The sequence below is a fragment of the Pseudomonas sp. WC2 genome (genome assembly GCF_050586545.1).
Taxonomy (GTDB): Bacteria; Pseudomonadota; Gammaproteobacteria; order Pseudomonadales; family Pseudomonadaceae; genus Aquipseudomonas.
Window position 1 is genome coordinate 189,930 of the sequence record NZ_JBOBDR010000010.1, and the last position, 17,963, is coordinate 207,892.

Annotated in this window: 14 protein-coding genes; 8 read left to right on the forward strand and 6 right to left on the reverse strand. The window is 60.2% G+C overall.

Annotated elements, in window-relative coordinates; genetic code table 11:
* Positions 1–26 precede the first annotated feature (26 nt).
* Entirely contained in the window at positions 27–992 is a 966-nt protein-coding gene (locus ACQ4OE_RS14685) for a CobW family GTP-binding protein (RefSeq protein ID WP_430947045.1), read from the forward strand.
* A gap of 6 nt (positions 993–998) precedes the next feature.
* Here ACQ4OE_RS14685 and ACQ4OE_RS14690 read toward each other — a convergent pair whose 3' ends face one another.
* Positions 999–1,412, reverse strand: a complete 414-nt coding sequence (locus tag ACQ4OE_RS14690; protein ID WP_430947046.1) for a DUF3301 domain-containing protein — start codon at positions 1,410–1,412, stop codon at positions 999–1,001.
* A gap of 117 nt (positions 1,413–1,529) precedes the next feature.
* Here ACQ4OE_RS14690 and pdxY point away from each other — a divergent pair, with 117 nt between their 5' ends.
* Positions 1,530–2,402: a pyridoxal kinase PdxY gene (gene pdxY, locus ACQ4OE_RS14695; protein ID WP_422608980.1), complete on the forward strand. Its 873-nt coding sequence runs from the start codon at positions 1,530–1,532 to the stop codon at positions 2,400–2,402.
* 105 nt (positions 2,403–2,507) lie between these two features.
* Here pdxY and ACQ4OE_RS14700 read toward each other — a convergent pair whose 3' ends face one another.
* Positions 2,508–2,990 carry an acyl-CoA thioesterase gene (locus tag ACQ4OE_RS14700; protein WP_003229693.1) on the reverse strand — a complete coding sequence of 161 codons (483 nt, stop codon included), beginning with the start codon at positions 2,988–2,990 and terminating at the stop codon, positions 2,508–2,510.
* Positions 2,991–3,269: 279 nt separating this feature from the next.
* On the opposite strand from ACQ4OE_RS14700, the gene ACQ4OE_RS14705 reads away from it, so the two are divergent.
* Entirely contained in the window at positions 3,270–5,033 is a 1,764-nt protein-coding gene (locus ACQ4OE_RS14705; protein ID WP_430947047.1) for a cation:proton antiporter, read from the forward strand.
* A 21-nt stretch (positions 5,034–5,054) separates the two neighbouring features.
* Here the strand turns inward: ACQ4OE_RS14705 and ACQ4OE_RS14710 are convergent, their stop codons facing one another.
* The 3 genes from ACQ4OE_RS14710 to uvrD all read right to left on the reverse strand — a co-directional run bounded on the left by ACQ4OE_RS14710 (position 5,055) and on the right by uvrD (position 8,959).
* Positions 5,055–5,462: an SMI1/KNR4 family protein gene (locus ACQ4OE_RS14710; protein ID WP_008078852.1), complete on the reverse strand. Its 408-nt coding sequence runs from the start codon at positions 5,460–5,462 to the stop codon at positions 5,055–5,057.
* 138 nt (positions 5,463–5,600) lie between these two features.
* On the reverse strand, positions 5,601–6,476 hold the full coding sequence (locus ACQ4OE_RS14715; protein ID WP_430947048.1) for a Tim44 domain-containing protein: 876 nt from the start codon (positions 6,474–6,476) through the stop codon (positions 5,601–5,603).
* A gap of 299 nt (positions 6,477–6,775) precedes the next feature.
* The gene (uvrD, locus tag ACQ4OE_RS14720; protein ID WP_430947049.1) at positions 6,776–8,959 is read right to left on the reverse strand and encodes a DNA helicase II; all 2,184 of its coding nucleotides are present in this window, start codon (positions 8,957–8,959) and stop codon (positions 6,776–6,778) included.
* A gap of 257 nt (positions 8,960–9,216) precedes the next feature.
* On the opposite strand from uvrD, the gene ACQ4OE_RS14725 reads away from it, so the two are divergent.
* From ACQ4OE_RS14725 to ACQ4OE_RS14735, 3 genes are all read left to right on the forward strand, one after another.
* Positions 9,217–12,087: a putative bifunctional diguanylate cyclase/phosphodiesterase gene (locus ACQ4OE_RS14725; protein WP_430947050.1), complete on the forward strand. Its 2,871-nt coding sequence runs from the start codon at positions 9,217–9,219 to the stop codon at positions 12,085–12,087.
* A 127-nt stretch (positions 12,088–12,214) separates the two neighbouring features.
* Positions 12,215–13,081, forward strand: a complete 867-nt coding sequence (gene hexR, locus ACQ4OE_RS14730; protein WP_008078846.1) for a transcriptional regulator HexR — start codon at positions 12,215–12,217, stop codon at positions 13,079–13,081.
* A gap of 161 nt (positions 13,082–13,242) precedes the next feature.
* Positions 13,243–13,446, forward strand: a complete 204-nt coding sequence (locus ACQ4OE_RS14735; protein WP_077575111.1) for a PA3496 family putative envelope integrity protein — start codon at positions 13,243–13,245, stop codon at positions 13,444–13,446.
* Here the strand turns inward: ACQ4OE_RS14735 and ACQ4OE_RS14740 are convergent.
* Positions 13,388–14,350, reverse strand: a complete 963-nt coding sequence (locus ACQ4OE_RS14740; RefSeq protein ID WP_016984010.1) for a LysR family transcriptional regulator — start codon at positions 14,348–14,350, stop codon at positions 13,388–13,390. The genes ACQ4OE_RS14735 and ACQ4OE_RS14740 overlap by 59 nt on opposite strands.
* Before the next feature lie 190 nt (positions 14,351–14,540).
* On the opposite strand from ACQ4OE_RS14740, the gene ACQ4OE_RS14745 reads away from it, so the two are divergent.
* Positions 14,541–15,956 carry an acetyl-CoA carboxylase biotin carboxylase subunit gene (locus ACQ4OE_RS14745; protein ID WP_430947051.1) on the forward strand — a complete coding sequence of 472 codons (1,416 nt, stop codon included), beginning with the start codon at positions 14,541–14,543 and terminating at the stop codon, positions 15,954–15,956.
* Between the two features lie 11 nt (positions 15,957–15,967).
* Complete coding sequence (gene oadA, locus ACQ4OE_RS14750) at positions 15,968–17,776, forward strand: sodium-extruding oxaloacetate decarboxylase subunit alpha (RefSeq protein ID WP_105704709.1); 1,809 nt, start codon at positions 15,968–15,970, stop codon at positions 17,774–17,776.
* The last annotated feature ends 187 nt before the right edge of the window (positions 17,777–17,963 follow it).

The window sequence follows — 17,963 nt, forward strand, 5'->3', positions numbered from 1 at the left end:
TGAATCTCCCAAGAAAGCTCCCGGCCATGTTGCAGAACATTCCTACCCATGTCATTGCTGGCCCTTTGGGTGCCGGCAAGACCAGCCTGATTCGCCAGCTCATGGCGCAGCGGCCCGCAGGCGAGCGCTGGGCGGTGCTGATCAACGAGTTCGGCCAGATCGGCCTCGACGCCGCACTGCTGACGACTGACGCCGATGGTATCGCACTGGGCGAAGTGGCCGGGGGCTGCCTGTGTTGCGTCAATGGCGCGCCGTTTCAGATTGGCCTTGGGCGTTTGTTGCGCAAGGCCAAGCCTGATCGATTGTTCATCGAGCCGTCCGGGCTGGGACATCCGGCGCAGTTGCTCAAGCAGCTGAATGAGGCGCCATGGCTGGGCGTGCTAGCGGTTCAGCCGTGTGTGCTGGTGCTGGATGCGCAGGCGCTGCACGCGGGGAAAGCGTTGCCGGCAGCGCAACAGGAAGCCTTGGCCAGCGCCGGACTGTTGCTGCTGAACAAGGCGGAAAACCTTGATGAAACTGTGCGCGCGCGAATGACGAGCGAGTTGCCGCCAGTCAGGCTGATCTGGACGCAGCAGGCGCAATTGCTTTTGAGCGAATTGCCGGGTTTGGCTGCGAAAGCGATCACTGGCGCGGATAATCTGGTCGTGCCCGGAGGATTAGGGCAAATGCCGGCAGTCTGGAGCGATCCGGCTGTGCCGATCTGCCTGAGTCAGGCGCAGGAGGGCGGCTGGAGTATTGGCTGGCGTTGGCATCCGAGTCAGATGTTCGACAAGCAACGCATTACCGACTGGCTAACCGGCCTCGATTCGAAGCGGGCGAAACTGGTGATCCAGACCCAGGATGGCTGGCTGTCTGCGAATGCCTTGGATAATGCCGAGCTGATCTGGCAAGCCAGCGAATGGCGAAAAGATTCGCGAATAGAACTGATCTTCGTCGAACCGCAAAATATTGATCAGTTGCAGAAGGGTTTGGCGCAATGCCAAACAAAGTGAATCAGCTCAAGGCTTCCACTTCGTGTGTTCCTGCCGCCACTGACTCAGCTCAATAACTTCCGCACGCGGCCGCTGGACCTCAACCACCGGCGGCGTATCGTCGAACGGGGCCGGGTAGGGCGCCAGCTCGATCTGCGCACTGTGCGCGCCAAACTGGGTGATGGTGCCGTTATGCCGGGTTTCACCGGTCACGGTGAATTCGAAGTTGTACACCCGCGCCAAGCGGCGGCGACCGTTGGCATCCTTTATGAAGCCGATCTTCTTCAGTGCAACGTTGCCGTCGAGCAACTCGACGCGCACGTTCAGGCAATGCTGTTTGACCCGCTCCAGCGCCCGCTCGCGCAAGCCGTGGTTGTGCCATAGCCAGGCGCCGGCCGCGGCGAACAGCATCAGCACAAAGATGTTTTCGAGGCTCAGCATCAACATCAAACTCCAAAAGATAGCGTCAGCTTAACTGCGTCGCCGGTCTGTCGTACAGGCTGCGTTTCGTCGCATACTGCGCGGCTTGAATTTCAATCGTTTTACGGAATGCCCCGAATGAAACGTACGCCTCATCTGCTCGCCATTCAGTCCCACGTCGTGTTCGGCCACGCCGGCAACAGCGCGGCGGTTTTTCCGATGCAGCGGGTCGGGGTCAATGTCTGGCCGCTCAACACCGTGCAGTTTTCCAACCACACCCAGTACGGCCAATGGGCCGGCGAAGTGCTGGCGCCGCAGCAGATTCCCGAGCTGGTTGAAGGCATCGCGGCGATTGGCGAGTTGGGCAACTGCGATGCGGTGCTGTCCGGCTACCTCGGCAGCGCGGCGCAGGGCCGGGCGATTCTCAGCGGCGTCGAGCGGATCAAATCGGTCAATCCGAAGGCGTTGTATCTATGTGATCCGGTGATGGGTCACCCGGAGAAGGGCTGCAGCGTACCCACCGAGGTCAGCGACTTCCTGCTGGACGAGGCGGCGGCCGTGGCGGACATCATGTGCCCGAACCAGTTGGAGCTGGACAGCTTCTCCGGGCGCAAACCGCAGTCGCTGTTCGATTGCCTCGCGATGGCAAGGGCGCTGCTCGCGCGCGGTCCGAAAGCAGTGCTGGTCAAGCATCTGGATTACCCGGGCAAACCGGCGGATGGCTTCGAAATGTTGCTGGTGACGGCAGAAGGCAGTTGGCATCTGCGCCGTCCGTTACTGGCGTTTCCGCGTCAGCCGGTCGGCGTGGGCGATCTGACCTCCGGTCTGTTTCTGGCGCGGGTGTTGTTGGGTGACAGCTTGGTGGCGGCGTTTGAATTCACGGCTGCGGCTGTGCATGAGGTGCTACTGGAGACTCAGGCGTGCGCCAGTTATGAGTTGCAGCTGGTGCGGGCGCAGGATCGAATTGCGCATCCGCGGGTGAAGTTCGAGGCTACTGCGATCAGCCTGTAAGAGCGCGTTACGCCCATTCGCGAGCAAGCTCGCTCCCACAGGTACCCCGTCAACTTTTTGGGAGCGAGCTTGCTCGCGAAAGCGGTCATCGGATCGCTATAAATCTCAGGCGTCGCCCTTGATCTCCTGATAGCGCTTCTCCAGCTCCTGACGAATCTGCCGACGCTGTTGCGCCTGCATATACCGACGTTTGTCTTCGCTGTTCTGCGGTTGCAGCGGCGGCACGGCGGCCGGCTTGCGCTGGTCATCCACCGCGACCATGGTGAAGAAGCAGCTGTTGGTGTGGCGCACCGAGCGTTCGCGGATGTTTTCCGTGACGACTTTGATGCCGACTTCCATCGAGGTGTTGCCGGTGTAGTTGACCGACGCGAGGAAAGTCACCAGTTCGCCGACGTGAATCGGCTCGCGGAAAATCACCTGATCCACCGACAGGGTCACCACGTAGCGGCCGGCATAGCGGCTCGCGCAGGCATAAGCCACTTCGTCGAGGTATTTGAGCAGGGTGCCGCCGTGGACATTGCCAGAGAAGTTGGCCATGTCGGGGGTCATCAGTACCGTCATCGACAGCTGGGCGTTTCCGGGTTCCATAACGTTCTCACGGATCAAGGCTGGTTTCTGGAGGCACCTCTGCGGGTGCCTGGTCGCTTTTCAAAAGCACCGTTATCGGGACGCCGGGCAACGGCGAGCCGTCACGCCGGGATCGATCTGTTTCCATATATTGCACCGCCTTCCAGCCGCAAGTCGCGGTGTTAACCTGCAAAAGCCCATCCCAAGGGCAATTCCCACACGAAAAGCGGATTTTTACTTAGCTCGCTCAGACTTTTCAGACGTCTGCTCGCGAGCCTCGTCATTCAAGGAGCCCACGCCATGCATGCCATCAGTTTTATTCAGGACCTGGCAGTGATCATGTTGGTCGCGGGTGTAGTGACCGTGTTGTTCCACCGCTTCAAGCAGCCGGTGGTGCTGGGCTACATTGTCGCCGGCTTCATCATCGGCCCGCACACACCGCCGTTCGGCCTGATCCACGACGAAGAAACCATCAAGACCCTTGCCGAGCTGGGAGTGATTTTCCTGATGTTCTGCCTCGGGCTGGAGTTCAGCCTGCGCAAGCTGTTCAAGGTCGGTGCAACGGCGTTTATCGCAGCGTTCCTCGAAATCGTCCTGATGATCTGGATCGGCTACGAAATCGGCCAGTGGTTCGACTGGAACACCATGGACTCGTTGTTCCTCGGCGCAATTCTGGCGATCTCCTCGACGACCATCATCGTCAAGGCACTCAATGACCTGAAGATGAAGAACGAGCGCTTTGCGCAGTTGATCTTCGGCGTGTTGATCGTGGAAGACATTCTCGGCATCGGCATCATCGCGCTGCTATCGAGCATCGCCGTCAGCGGCACGGTCAGTTCAGGCGAAGTGTTTTCCACGGTCGGCAAACTCTCGCTGTTCATGATCGTTGCGCTGGTCATTGGCATTCTGCTCGTGCCGCGCCTGCTGGCTTACGTGGCGAAATTCGAAAGCAATGAGATGTTGCTGATCACCGTGCTGGGCTTGTGTTTCGGCTTCTGCCTGTTGGTCGTCAAACTTGAATACAGCATGGTGCTCGGCGCCTTCCTGATCGGCGCGATCATGGCCGAGTCCCGGCAATTGCTGAAAATCGAGCGTCTGATCGAACCGGTGCGCGATCTGTTCAGTGCGATTTTCTTCGTCGCCATCGGCCTGATGCTCGACCCGATGATTCTTCTCGAATACGCGTGGCCAATCGCAGTCATCACCGTCGCCGTGGTGTTGGGCAAGATGTTGTCCTGCGGCCTCGGGGCGTTTATCGCTGGGAATGACGGACGCACCTCACTGCGTGTGGGGATGGGGCTGTCACAGATTGGCGAATTTTCCTTCATCATCGCCGCGCTGGGCATGACGTTGCAGGTCACCAGCAACTTCCTCTATCCGGTCGCGGTGGCCGTTTCGGTGATCACCACATTGCTGACACCGTACCTGATTCGTGCGGCGGATCCGCTGTCGATCAAGCTGTCAGCGGCGGTGCCCAAGCCTCTTGGTCGTGTGCTGGGCATGTACGGCGAATGGCTGCGCAGCATTCAGCCGCAAGGCGAGGGCGCAATGCTGGCGTCGATTATCCGCAAGATCCTCCTGCAAGTCGGGGTCAATCTGGCGCTGGTGATCGCGATCTTCTTTAGCGGCGCATTTTTCGCCGGACGACTTTCCACCTGGCTGCAGGATTGGATTGCCGATCCGAGCTGGCAGAAGGCGTTGATCTGGGGTGGGGCGTTGCTGCTGTCGTTGCCGTTCCTGATCGCGGCTTATCGCAAGCTCAAGGCGCTGTCGATGCTGTTGGCGGAGATGGGCGTGAAGCCGGAAATGGCCGGGCGGCACACGCAGCGAGTGCGCCGGGTGATCTCCGAAGTGATCCCGATTCTCTCGCTGCTGGTGATTTTCCTGCTGTTGGCAGCCTTGTCGGCCAGTATTCTGCCGACCAACAAGTTGCTGGTGCTGATCGCCGTGGTCGCGGCCGCCGTGGCGGCGTTGCTCTGGCGCTGGTTCATCCGCGTGCACACGCGGATGCAGGTGGCGCTGCTGGAAACCCTCGACAACCACAAGGAGTCGTCGGGGCATTGACCCACCGGGGCGGCTGGCCGATCAGCTTTCCAGCCAGACGTCCCGCGCCCAGTGCCACACCGACTCCCAGGACTCTTCGGTGATCAGCTCTTCTTCGCCGGACCACAGCACCACAGTGCCGTCTTCTTCGACGCAGTAGTAGTTCTCACCATCCTGGCAGATCGGGATCAGGTCACGCGGTACGCCGATGTCCCAGGCATTGGCCGCAACGTCCGGCAGATAGGTATGCGATTGCGGGTCGGTGACAGTCACCGGCTCCAGGCTGCCGTACACCACGTCGCTGACGGTCAGTAAAAATTCTTTGAAGACGAACGGAATGTTGATGAACAGTTCTTCTTCGACTTCCACCAGTTGGTCTTCGTCAGGCAATTCCAAAGGAACCGGCACGGGTTCGTTGGCTTCACGCAGTTGTTCGATGATTTCTTCCACGTCCGGGATCCTCTTGCTTGAATGGCGCGGTTTATATGGGCCGGTTTATACAGTAGCTCGCTATAGATGCAACCGCGAAATAGAAAACCCCAGCCGAGGCTGGGGTTTTTATTACAGCAAGTGAACCGTGCGAGGGGATCAGCCGTTCTGGCGGATACCGGCGACCAGCCAAGGCTGGTTCTCGCCCTGCGGACGTTCCATGTTCCAGCTCTCGCTGAACACTTCGCCCTGATCGAAGCGCGAAGACTTCGACACACCGCTGAAGGTCAGGGTGGCGATGGTCTTGTCGGCACGATCATCCACGCCATCCAGTTGAACCTGGAGGTTGTCGATGTAGGTCGACTGGAACGCGTCGCCCAGATCCGCACGCTCACGCTTGAGGAACTCGAGCATTTGCGGGGTCACGAACTCGGCGATCTTGTCCATTTCGTTGGCGTCCCAGTGCTGCTGCAGCGACTGGAAGTGGCTACGCGCAGCTTCAAGGAAGCTCTGCTCGTTGAACCAGGCCGGCGCGTTGATCACCGGACGAGCGGCAGCAGGTGCAGCCGAACCGCCGAAGATCGAACCCATGGCAGCAGGCTTCTGCTCGAACGCTTCACGCTGCATTGGCGCGCCGGCCGGAGCGAACTGCTCCTGCTGCTTGCGTCGACGTGCGGCGATGAAACGGAAGATCACGAACGCGATCACGGCCATGATCAGGATGTCGAAGATCTGCATGCCTTGGAAGCCGCCGCCCATGAACATGGACGCGAGCAGGCCACCGGCGGCGATACCGGCCAGAGGGCCGAGCCATTTCGAAGCACCGCCGGCCTTGGCCGCAGCGCCTGCGGCACCGGCAGCACCCGCGGTTGCAGCGGCACCGCCGACGCCTGGAGAAGAAGGAGCCATCTGGCTGGTCTGGTGCGACGGCGCAGCGCCGGCGCTTTTGCCGCCACCAAAGCGCTTGGCATTGGCGTCGAGGCTCATCGTCAGGCCGATGCACAACGCCATGGCGATGCTAAGAAAACGTTTCATAAAGGGAATTCCCGTTTTGTGGAGACACGCGCGCCATGTTGCACAGCTGAAGTGTTACTGGCTAGCGAGAGAGTGTTTCGGGCTTTTGCCTGACAGGTTGCGTTCAGCTTCGCGAGGCAATCAGCCTATGTACTTTTGTCTGTAGGAAAAGGGGATAGGTTCAGCGAGATTGTTGCTCAGAACAGCGAACCCTGTGGGGGCGAGCCTGCTCGCGAAGTCGGAGTGTCAGTCAACAAATTCATTGAATGACAGACCGATATCGCGAGCAGGCTCACTCCTACAGAAAAGCAAGACAGGCGTTAAATAGCTTCCAGCTTGGCGTAACCGAGCATCAGCCACTTACTGCCTTCGCTGAAGTTCACCTGCACCCGCGCCTGTGCTCCGGCGCCCTCGAAGTTGAGGATCACGCCGTCACCAAAGATCGAATGGCGTACCGCCTGACCGAGGCTGAAACCCGTCTCCGGGATTTCGCTGCCGCTGAACAGGTTGCTGCCGCTCATCGACTGGTTGCCGCCGAACGGTCGGCTGACGCTGTTCGACAGGCGCACTTCCTGAATCAGACCTTTCGGCACTTCGCGTACGAAACGCGAGACCTTGTTATAGGTTTCGCTGCCGTACAGACGACGGGTTTCCGCGTAGGTCATCACCAGATTCTGCATCGCCCGGGTGATACCGACATAGGCCAAACGCCGTTCTTCCTCAAGACGTCCCGGTTCTTCCAGGCTCATCTTGTGCGGGAACAGGCCTTCTTCCATGCCCACGAGGAACACGTAAGGAAATTCCAGACCTTTGGCGCTGTGCAGGGTCATCAGCTGAATGCTGTCTTCGTGCTCGTCGGCCTGGGTGTCACCGGCCTCCAGCGAAGCATGGCCGAGGAATGCCGCCAGTGGGGTCAGGTCTTCGTCTTCTTCGGTGTTCTCGAAGTTGCGCGCGGCGCTGACCAGTTCCTCAAGGTTTTCTACCCGGGCCTGGCCTTTCTCGCCTTTTTCCGCCTCGTGATAGGCAATGAGGCCCGATTGCTCGATGACGGTTTGCGTCATCAGGTGCAGTGGCATTTCCATGCACTTGGCGGCGAGGTTTTCGATCAGCTCGATGAACGCACCCAACGCGCCGGCGGCGCGACCGGTCAGGCCTTTATTGGCCACCAGTTGGCGCATCGCTTCCCACATCGACACATCGCTGTGGCGCGCGTGCTCGCGGATCGCCTCGACGGTTTTCTCACCGATGCCACGGGCCGGTACGTTGATCACCCGTTCCAGCGCCGCATCGTTGCCGCGACCTTCGAGCAGACGCAGGTAGGCCATGGCGTTCTTGATTTCCGCACGTTCGAAGAAGCGCTGGCCGCCATAGATGCGGTATGGAATGCGTTCACGTAGCAGGGCTTCTTCCAGAACGCGCGATTGGGCGTTGGAGCGGTACAGAATCGCGATATCGCTACGGGCCAAGCCGGTTTTCAGCGCGCTTTCGATGGTTTCGACAACATAGCGTGCTTCGTCGTGTTCGTTGAACGCGGCGTACAGATTGATCGCTTCGCCGTCGCCGCCGTCGGTCCACAGCTCTTTGCCCAGACGCCCGGTGTTATTGGCGATCAGCGCGTTGGCAGCCTTCAGGATACCGGCGGTAGAGCGGTAATTCTGTTCCAGACGAATGGTTTCGGAATCCGGGAAGTCCGAAGAATACTGATGGATGTTCTCGATCTTCGCGCCGCGCCAGCCGTAAATCGACTGGTCGTCGTCGCCGACCACCATCAGGCTGTCGCCGCCCTTGCCGAGCAGACGCAACCAGGCGTACTGCACGGCGTTGGTGTCCTGGAACTCGTCCACCAGAATATGCCGGAAGCGCTTTTGGTAGTGCGCCAACAGGCCTGGATGATCGCGCCACAAGTCGAGGGCGCGCAGGAGCAGTTCGGAGAAGTCGATGACGCCGGCACGCAGACACGCCGCCTCGTAGGCTTCGTAGATGCCGCGCATGGTCGCCAGGTACAAATCGCCGCTGGCCTGAATGTGTTGCGGACGCAGACCTTCGTCTTTCTGACCGTTGATGAACCACTGCGCCTGGCGCGCCGGCCAGCGTTGCTCGTCCAGACCCAACTCGCGGATCACCCGCTTGACCAGCCGTTGCTGGTCGTCGCTGTCGAGAATCTGGAAAGTCTGGCTCAGGCCCGCTTCCTGCCAGTGCGCCCGCAGCAAGCGGTGCGCCAGGCCGTGGAAGGTGCCGACCCACATGCCGGCCGGGTTGATCCCCAGCAACTGCTCGATGCGATGACGCATCTCGGCAGCGGCTTTGTTGGTGAAGGTCACCGACAGGATGGAGTGGGGCGAGGCGTTTTCGACCTGGATCAACCAGGCGATACGGTGCACCAGCACTCGGGTTTTACCGGAGCCAGCACCGGCCAGGACCAACTGACGGCCAACGGGGGCTGCTACGGCCTGGCGTTGGGCATCGTTGAGGGAGTTCAGCAGAAGGGAGAGATCATCGCGCATCGGGGCATTCTAGGGTGCGCCGCAGGCCCGGGCAAACCGAGCTTTGCATTAGCCGATGAAACTCCCGTCGATGACGACCGGTCGGTCACCCGCTGCAAGCGTCAGCCCGCCTCGCTCTGCGGGTTTCGTCGGTGTCTGGCGGGGGAAAAGTTTCGATGAAATTATGATCCGGACCGGTTTGGCAACGGGGTCGGCTTGTGTATGCTCCGTCCACGTTTCGGGCGCACGCCCTCCTTATAAGAACAAGAACGTTGCCCATGACCCTCAGCGCCGAACTGTCGGGCCCCTCCGTGGAACCCCGGGTTATCCGCAAGCACTATGCCGTCGAAATGGCGGTCGAGCGCACGCGTCTGCTGTATCAGGGCTCTTTGTTGCCCACCCTGTTCATGTTGATCAATGGTCTGGTCTGCGCCGGTTTGCTCTGGAGCCCGCAGCGCTACTTCGTGGTCAGCGTCTGGCTGGTGTGGTTGCTGTCGCTGGTCGCCTTGCGGGTGATTCAGGTGGCGGCGTTCGACTCGGCGATTCCCAATCGTCAGGCCCAGCCGATCTGGTTCCGGATGTTCCTGCTCGGTTCGACCATGACCGGCCTGACGCTGGCCGGTGCCGGCATTGCGCTGGTGCCCGCCGATAATTTCATGCAGCAAGCCTGGGTGTTCGGCTTGATCGGCGCCGCGACGCTGTCCGCTAGCGTGGCTTATGCGGTGAGCCTGCCGGCGTTCCTGTCCTTTACCTTGCCCTGTCTGTTGCCGGCGATTGGCTTTCTGTTCTGGGGCGGTGATGAACAGGCGCGTGGCTGGGGCTGGCTCGGGTTGATTTTGCTCGGCTCGCTGAGCGTGGTGGCGTGGCAGGTCAATCGGCTGATCGATCGCGGTTTGCTGCGGCGCTTCCAGAATCAGCATTTGATCGAGCACTTGCAGCAAACCCAGTCGCGCAGCGAGCAGCTCAATCTGGAGCTGGCCAAGGAAATCGAGCATCGACGTTGTGCCGAGGGCAAGTTGCGCCAAGCCCAGGTCGAACTCGAAGATCGGGTCGCCCAGCGCAGCCGCGAGCTGGACGCCGCCAATCAGGCCTTGAGCAAAAGCGAAGCGCGCTTGGCGCTGGCGTTGAAGGCCAGTGAGCTGGGCTTGTGGGACTGGAACCTGCAAACCGACGAGGTCCACCACACGCAGATTCAGGAACTGTTCGGCCTCGCCCCGGAGTATGTCACGGCGATCCTGCGCGACCTCAAGCCACGGCTGCATCCCGACGATGTGCCGTCGCTGAAGTACGCGTTGATCGAGCATTTGAAGGGCCGCACCGAGGACTACCAGATCGAATACCGCGTTCGCCACGGCGATGGTCATTGGGTGTGGATCGAAGACCGTGGCCGCGCGGTCGAGCGCAGCGCCAGCGGGCGAGTGATCCGCATGGTCGGCACCCGCCGCGATATCAGCGCCAGCAAAAGCCTCGAAGAGCAGCAGCGCCTTGCGGCGACGGTGTTCGAAGCAGCCAGCGAAGGTATCGTCATTCTCGACCCGAACTACGCGCTGATCGCGATCAATCAGGCCTTCAGCCGCGTCACCGGTTACGACATCGACGACATGCTCGGACGCAATGTCGTCGAACTGCCGTGCAGCCGTGATGCCCGGCGTCATTACGTGGCGATCCGTCATGCACTGGAGCAACACGGCAGTTGGCAAGGCGAGTTGGTCGAGACGCGCAAGAATGGCGAGCTGTATCCGCAGTGGTTGCAGTTGAATGCGGTGCGCGATAGTCGGGGAAATGTCAGTCATATCGTCGGCTTCTTCGCCGATCTCTCGGCGCGGCGCGAATCCGAAGAGCGCATGCGTTATCTGACGCATTACGACGAACTCACCGGGCTGGCCAACCGCTCGCTGTTCCGTGAGCGCTTGCATGAAGCGCATCAGCGCTCGCGGCAGGGCCGACGCAGTCTGGCGTTGCTGCACATCAATCTGGATCGCTTCAAATTGCTCAACGACAGCTTGGGCCATGAGATTGCCGACCAGTTGCTGCAGAAAATGGCGCGGCGGCTGGTCAACGCCTTGCCGGAAGCCGACACCATCGCGCGGTTGTCCGGTGATGAGTTTGCGGTGCTGTTCGATGCCTACGGCAACCTATCGAGCTTGGCTCGGGTCGCCACGCGGCTGTCGAGCAAGCTGCGTTTGCCACTGACCGTGGAAGGGCATGAACTGGTGGTCAGCGCGTCAATGGGCATCAGCATGCTGCCGGACAACGCCCGGGAAATTTCCGCATTGGTCAGTCAATCGAACATGGCCATGCAACATGCCAAGCACCTCGGCGGCAACAACTTCCAGTTCTACACCGAGAGTCTGCAGGCCAGTACCCTTGAGCGCTTGCAGCTGGAAAACCAGCTGCGCAAAGCCATCGAGGAAAAACAGCTGAAGGTGTTCTATCAGCCCAAGCTGTGCCTCGAATCAGGTCGCTTGAACGCGGCGGAAGCGCTGGTGCGCTGGGATCATCCGACCATGGGACGGGTGCCGCCGGGAGACTTTATCGGGCTGGCCGAAGAAACCGGTTTGATCGGGCCAATCGGCGAATTCGTCTTGCGTCAGGCGTGCTGGCAGGCGTGCGAATGGCAGCGTCAGGGCCTGGAGCCGATCCGTGTGTCGGTGAACCTGTCGGTGCATCAACTCCGCCAAGGCAAACTGGTCAGTCTGGTGCGCCAGGTGCTCGAGGAAACCGGTCTGGCGCCGCACTACCTCGAACTGGAGCTGACCGAGAGCCAGTTGCTCGACAGCGTCGAGCACATCATCGCGACCTTCCAGCAGCTGCGTGATCTGGGGGTGAAACTGGCCATCGACGATTTCGGCACCGGCTATTCGTCGCTCAGTTACCTCAAGCGTATTCCGGTGGATTACGTGAAGATCGATCAGGCGTTCATTCGCGGATTGGGCGAGGGCAGTGAGGACGCGGCGATCACGCGCGCGATCATTGCCATGGCCCATGGGCTGTCACTGAAGGTGGTGGCCGAAGGTGTTGAGCGCCAGGATCAGCTGGATTTCCTGCGTGAGGAACGTTGCGATGAAGTGCAGGGTTATCTGATCAGTCGTCCGGTTGAGGCGACGGCTCTGGCCGGGCTTTTGCGCGAACAGGAAAAACCGCTTTAAGGGCTACATGCACGCCATCGCGCCTGATATGGGGACATGGAGTTACGCATTGAGCAGGCAAAAAGCCAATTCATGTAGTATAACTACAAGCGTGCTACATCCTTGCCCATAAGAAGAGTCCAGCCCCTTGAATCTGCTGCAACACATCGCCCAGTCACGTCACCTGTTACGCAAGTCGGAGCTCAAGGTCGCCGACCACGTGCTGCTTGACCCTGCGGCCGTGATGCACAGTTCCATGGCCGACCTGGCGCACAGCGTCGGCATCAGCGAGCCGACCATCGTGCGCTTCTGTCGCGCCATCGGTTGCTCCGGTTTTCAGGATCTCAAACTGAAGTTAGCGCAGAGCCTCGCGGCTGGTGCCAGTTTTGGCCAGTTCGCGATCCACGAAGACGACTCGGTCGCCGATTACAGCCTGAAGATTTTCGACACCACGTTGCACACGTTGATGGAGGTTCGCGAGAAACTCGATCCGATTGAGTTGCAGCGCGCGGTGACGTTGATGTCGCAAGCGCAGCGCGTCGAGTTCTATGGTTTTGGGGCGTCGGGCGCAGTGGCCGCGGATGCGCAGCACAAGTTCTTTCGCTTGCTGCTGACGGCGGCGGCGTATTCCGATCCGCACATGCAGGCGATGTCGGCGGTGACGTTGAAGCCGACCGATGTGGCGATCTGTATTTCCCAGTCAGGGCGTTCCAAGGATTTGCTGATCACTGCCAATCTGGTGCGCGAGAGCGGGGCGTCGCTGATTACCTTGTGCCCGAGCCAGACGCCGTTGGCCGAACTGTCGACGGTCAATCTGGCGATCGATGTGCACGAAGACACTGAAATCTATACCCCGCTGACTTCGCGTATCGCCCACCTGGTGGTGATCGATGTGCTGGCGATGGGCGTGGCCATGGCGCGTGGGCCGAGTCTGGTCAATCACCTCAAGAGTGTGAAGCGCAGTCTGCGCAGCTTGCGTCTGTCGCCTAAGGCCGCCAAAGCTCTGGATGATTAAGATCAAAAGATCGCAGCCTCCGGCAGCTCCTACATGTGGAATGCGATCCCTGTAGGAGCTGCCGAAGGCTGCGATCTTTTGCTTTACGGCGGTTACTTTCATCAAACCGTCATCCCCCGCGCCTATCGTGAAACTCCCGTCATCGCCTTGGGAGACTCGAAATGGCTCAGCCTTACGAAGAACGCAACAGCGCCGCGAAAACCCGTCGTCAGCAGGAAGACCAGCGCCGCATGGAATTCCGTCGCGCCATCGAAGATCGCTTCGAACTCCGTCAGCTTCAAGCCGAAATCGGCGACTTTCCCGACATCACTCACTGGCAGGCAGCACCCGCAGCTTCCCGTCGAAGCGCTCAACCAGCGCGCTGATCTGCACGCGTTCGCTGCGGATAAACGCCAGGAAGGCGTGGGCTACCGGTGACAGGCGCTTGGCCTTGGCTTGCACCAGGCACCAGCTACGCAGCAGCGGCAACTCCTCGACCGGCAACTCGACGAGTCCGCCGGTCGCCAGCTCCAGGTTCAGGGCGTGGCGCGTCAACAGCGCCAGGCCCAGACCCGCCTGCACGCATTCACGCTGCGCTTCGGCCGAGGCCACTTCCTGAGTCTGAGTGAAGTGCACGCGTTTCTCTTTGAAATACTCTTCGCAAGCCAGTCGCGTGCCCGAGCCGGGCTCGCGGATCAGCAGCGTGTAAGGCTCCAGATCCTGCAAACGCAGCGGGCCCATGTGCGCCAACGGATGATCCGGGCGCGCCACGGCAACAATCGGGTTGTTGAGAAACGGCAGGAATTCCAGACCCATGTCCTGCGGCACCATCGACATGATCACCAGATCGTCGCGGTTGTCCGACAGCCTGCGGATGACTTGGCCGCGGTTGACCACGGTGAGTTGCAGATTCACTTCCGGATGCTGGCGCTTGAACGCGGCGAACAGGTGCGGGACGAAGTACTTGGCGCTGGATTCCACGGCCAGTTTCAGCTGACCTTGCAGCGAGCCCTGCATATCCGAGAGCTGCATATCGAGGTTTTCCAGGCGTCCGAAAATGTCCCGGCTGGCGCGCTGAAGTGCCTCAGCGGCTTCGGTCATGTAGAGTTTTTTGCCGACATAATCGAATAATGGTTGGCCGATGAGCTCTTCCAGCTGACGAATCTGTAGGCTGACGGCCGGTTGAGTCAGCGACATTTCTTCAGCTGCACGGCTGTAAGAGCGTAAATCACACACTTCGTTAAAGATCTGTAACTGACGCAATGTCATACGCATCAAGGACTTACGCATTTTTTATCGGCTCTGACGGCAGGCTTGTCGTTTAACTATAAGTCTTTACTTATGGCTGACCCAATTTTTATTCATTTTTGTTAATCCCTCATGAGCGCTAGTGTGGTCCTGCGACTAAATTGAAACATTTGGTCACGCGTCGACCTGGGTCTAGCAGGTCGTGGTGCCACCGGCTCAAGGGAACCTCCAAGTGATAACAAAGATCCTGATCGCCAACCGTGGTGAGATTGCCGTACGAATCGTGCGAGCCTGCGCCGAAATGGGCATTCGCTCGGTCGCGATTTTTTCCGACGCCGACCGTCATGCCTTGCATGTGAAGCGTGCGGACGAGGCCCACAGCATCGGTGCCGAGCCGCTGGCCGGTTACCTGAACCCGCGCAAGTTGGTGAACCTCGCCGTCGAAACCGGCTGCGATGCACTGCACCCCGGTTACGGTTTCCTTTCGGAAAATGCCGAACTGGCCGATATCTGCGCCGAGCGCGGGATCAAATTCATTGGCCCGTCGGCAGAAGTCATTCGCCGCATGGGCGACAAGACCGAAGCGCGCCGCAGCATGATCAAGGCCGGCGTACCGGTCACGCCGGGCACCGAAGGCAACGTTGCCGACATCGAAGAAGCTTTGACCGAGGGCGACCGTATCGGTTACCCGGTGATGCTCAAAGCCACCTCCGGTGGTGGCGGTCGCGGCATCCGTCGCTGCAACAGCCGCGAAGAGCTCGAACAGAATTTCCCTCGCGTCATATCCGAAGCGACCAAGGCCTTCGGTTCTGCCGAAGTGTTTCTGGAAAAATGCATCGTCAATCCCAAGCACATCGAAGCGCAGATCCTCGGCGACAGCTTCGGCAACGTTGTGCACCTGTTCGAGCGTGACTGCTCGATCCAGCGTCGCAACCAGAAGCTCATCGAAATCGCCCCGAGCCCGCAACTGACCCCGGAACAGCGCGCCTACATCGGCGACCTGTCGGTGCGTGCGGCCAAGGCTGTGGGTTACGAAAACGCCGGTACCGTGGAGTTCCTGCTCGCCGAGGGCGAGGTGTACTTCATGGAGATGAACACCCGGGTGCAGGTGGAACACACCATCACCGAAGAAATCACCGGGATCGACATCGTCCGCGAGCAGATTCGCATCGCCTCTGGCCTGCCGCTGTCGGTGAAACAGGAAGACATTCAGCACCGGGGTTTCGCGTTGCAGTTCCGCATCAACGCCGAAGACCCGAAGAACAATTTCCTGCCGAGCTTCGGCAAGATCACCCGTTACTACGCCCCCGGCGGTCCGGGCGTGCGCACCGATACAGCGATCTACACCGGCTACACGATTCCGCCGTTCTACGACTCGATGTGCCTGAAACTGGTGGTCTGGGCACTGACCTGGGAAGAGGCGATGGACCGTGGCCTGCGGGCGCTGGACGACATGCGTCTGCAAGGCGTGAAGACCACCGCCGCGTACTACCAGGAAATCCTGCGCAACCCGGAATTCCGTAGCGGCCAGTTCAATACCAGCTTCGTAGAAAGCCACCCGGAACTGACCAACTACTCGATCAAGCGCAAACCCGAAGAGCTGGCCCTGGCCATCGCCGCCGCCATCGCCGCCCACGCAGGCCTGTGAGGAATACAACAATGTCCAAGAAGATCTTCGTAACTGACACCATCCTGCGCGACGCTCACCAATCGCTGCTCGCCACCCGCATGCGCACCGAAGACATGCTGCCGATCTGCGACAAGCTCGACAAAGTCGGCTACTGGTCGCTGGAATGCTGGGGCGGCGCGACGTTCGACGCCTGCGTTCGCTTTCTGAAAGAAGATCCGTGGGAGCGTCTGCGCCAACTGCGCGCGGCGCTGCCTAACACCCGTCTGCAAATGCTTCTGCGCGGCCAGAATCTGCTGGGTTACCGGCATTACAGCGACGACGTGGTCAAAGCCTTCGTCGCCAAAGCTGCAGTAAACGGCATCGACGTGTTCCGCATCTTCGACGCGATGAACGACGTGCGTAATCTGCGCGTGGCCATCGAAGCGGTGAAGGCTGCCGGCAAACACGCCCAAGGCACCATCGCCTACACCACCAGCCCGGTGCACACCATCGATGCGTTCGTGGCCCAAGCCAAGCAAATGGAAGCCATGGGTTGCGACTCGGTGGCGATCAAGGACATGGCCGGTCTGCTGACCCCGTACGCCACCGGTGAACTGGTCCGTGCATTGAAAGCCGAGCAATCGCTGCCGGTGTTCATCCACTCGCACGACACTGCCGGTCTGGCGACCATGTGCCAGCTCAAGGCGATCGAAAACGGCGCCGACCACATCGACACCGCGATCTCCAGCTTCGCTTCGGGCACCAGCCATCCCGGCACCGAGTCGATGGTCGCGGCGCTCAAGGGCACCGAGTACGACACCGGCCTGAACCTCGAGCTGCTGCAAGAGATCGGTCTGTATTTCTACGCCGTGCGCAAGAAGTACCACCAGTTCGAAAGCGAATTCACCGCCGTCGACACCCGCGTGCAAGTCAACCAGGTGCCGGGCGGGATGATCTCCAACCTTGCCAACCAGTTGAAAGAGCAGGGCGCCCTGAACCGCATGGCCGAAGTACTGGCGGAAATCCCGCGGGTGCGTGAAGACCTCGGCTTCCCGCCGCTGGTGACGCCGACTTCGCAGATCGTCGGCACCCAAGCGTTCTTCAACGTCCTCGCCGGCGAGCGTTACAAGACCATCACCAACGAAGTGAAGCTGTATCTGCAGGGCGGCTACGGCAAGGCGCCGGGCGTGGTCAACGAAAAGCTGCGTCGCCAGGCGATCGGCAGCGAAGAAGTCATCGACGTGCGTCCGGCCGATCTGCTCAAGCCGGAAATGACCAAGCTGCGTGCCGACATCGGCGCACTGGCCAAGTCCGAAGAAGACGTGCTGACCTTCGCGATGTTCCCGGACATCGGTCGCAAATTCCTCGAAGAGCGTGCCGCTGGCACCCTCACGCCGGAAGTGCTGCTGCCGATCCCGGAGGCCGGCAGCGTTGCTTCGGCGGGCGGCGAAGGCGTGCCGACCGAGTTCGTCATCGACGTCCACGGCGAAACTTACCGCGTCGACATCACCGGTGTTGGCGTCAAGGCTGAAGGCAAGCGTCACTTCTACCTGTCCATCGACGGCATGCCGGAAGAAGTGGTGTTCGAGCCACTCAACGAATTCGTCGGCGGTGGCAGCAGCAAGCGCAAGCAAGCGTCCGCACCGGGCCACGTCAGCACCACCATGCCGGGCAACATCGTCGATGTACTGGTCAAAGAGGGCGACACCGTCAAGGCCGGCCAGGCTGTACTGATCACCGAAGCGATGAAGATGGAAACCGAAGTCCAGGCAGCGATTGCCGGCAAGGTCACCGCGATTCATGTGGCCAAGGGTGATCGGGTCAATCCGGGCGAAATTCTGATCGAGATCGAAGGCTGAGATAACGGCCGCGATCCAACGCTTTAAACCTCGGGGGGGCATGTGCTCCCCTTTTTTTTTGGTGGGATTTGACTGAGTTACACAAATCCCCTGTGGGAGCGAGCCTGCTCGCGGAAGGGCCGTGCCATTCGAAGCATTCGTCGACTGACAGTGCCTCTTCGCGAGCAGGCTCGCTCCCACAATGACG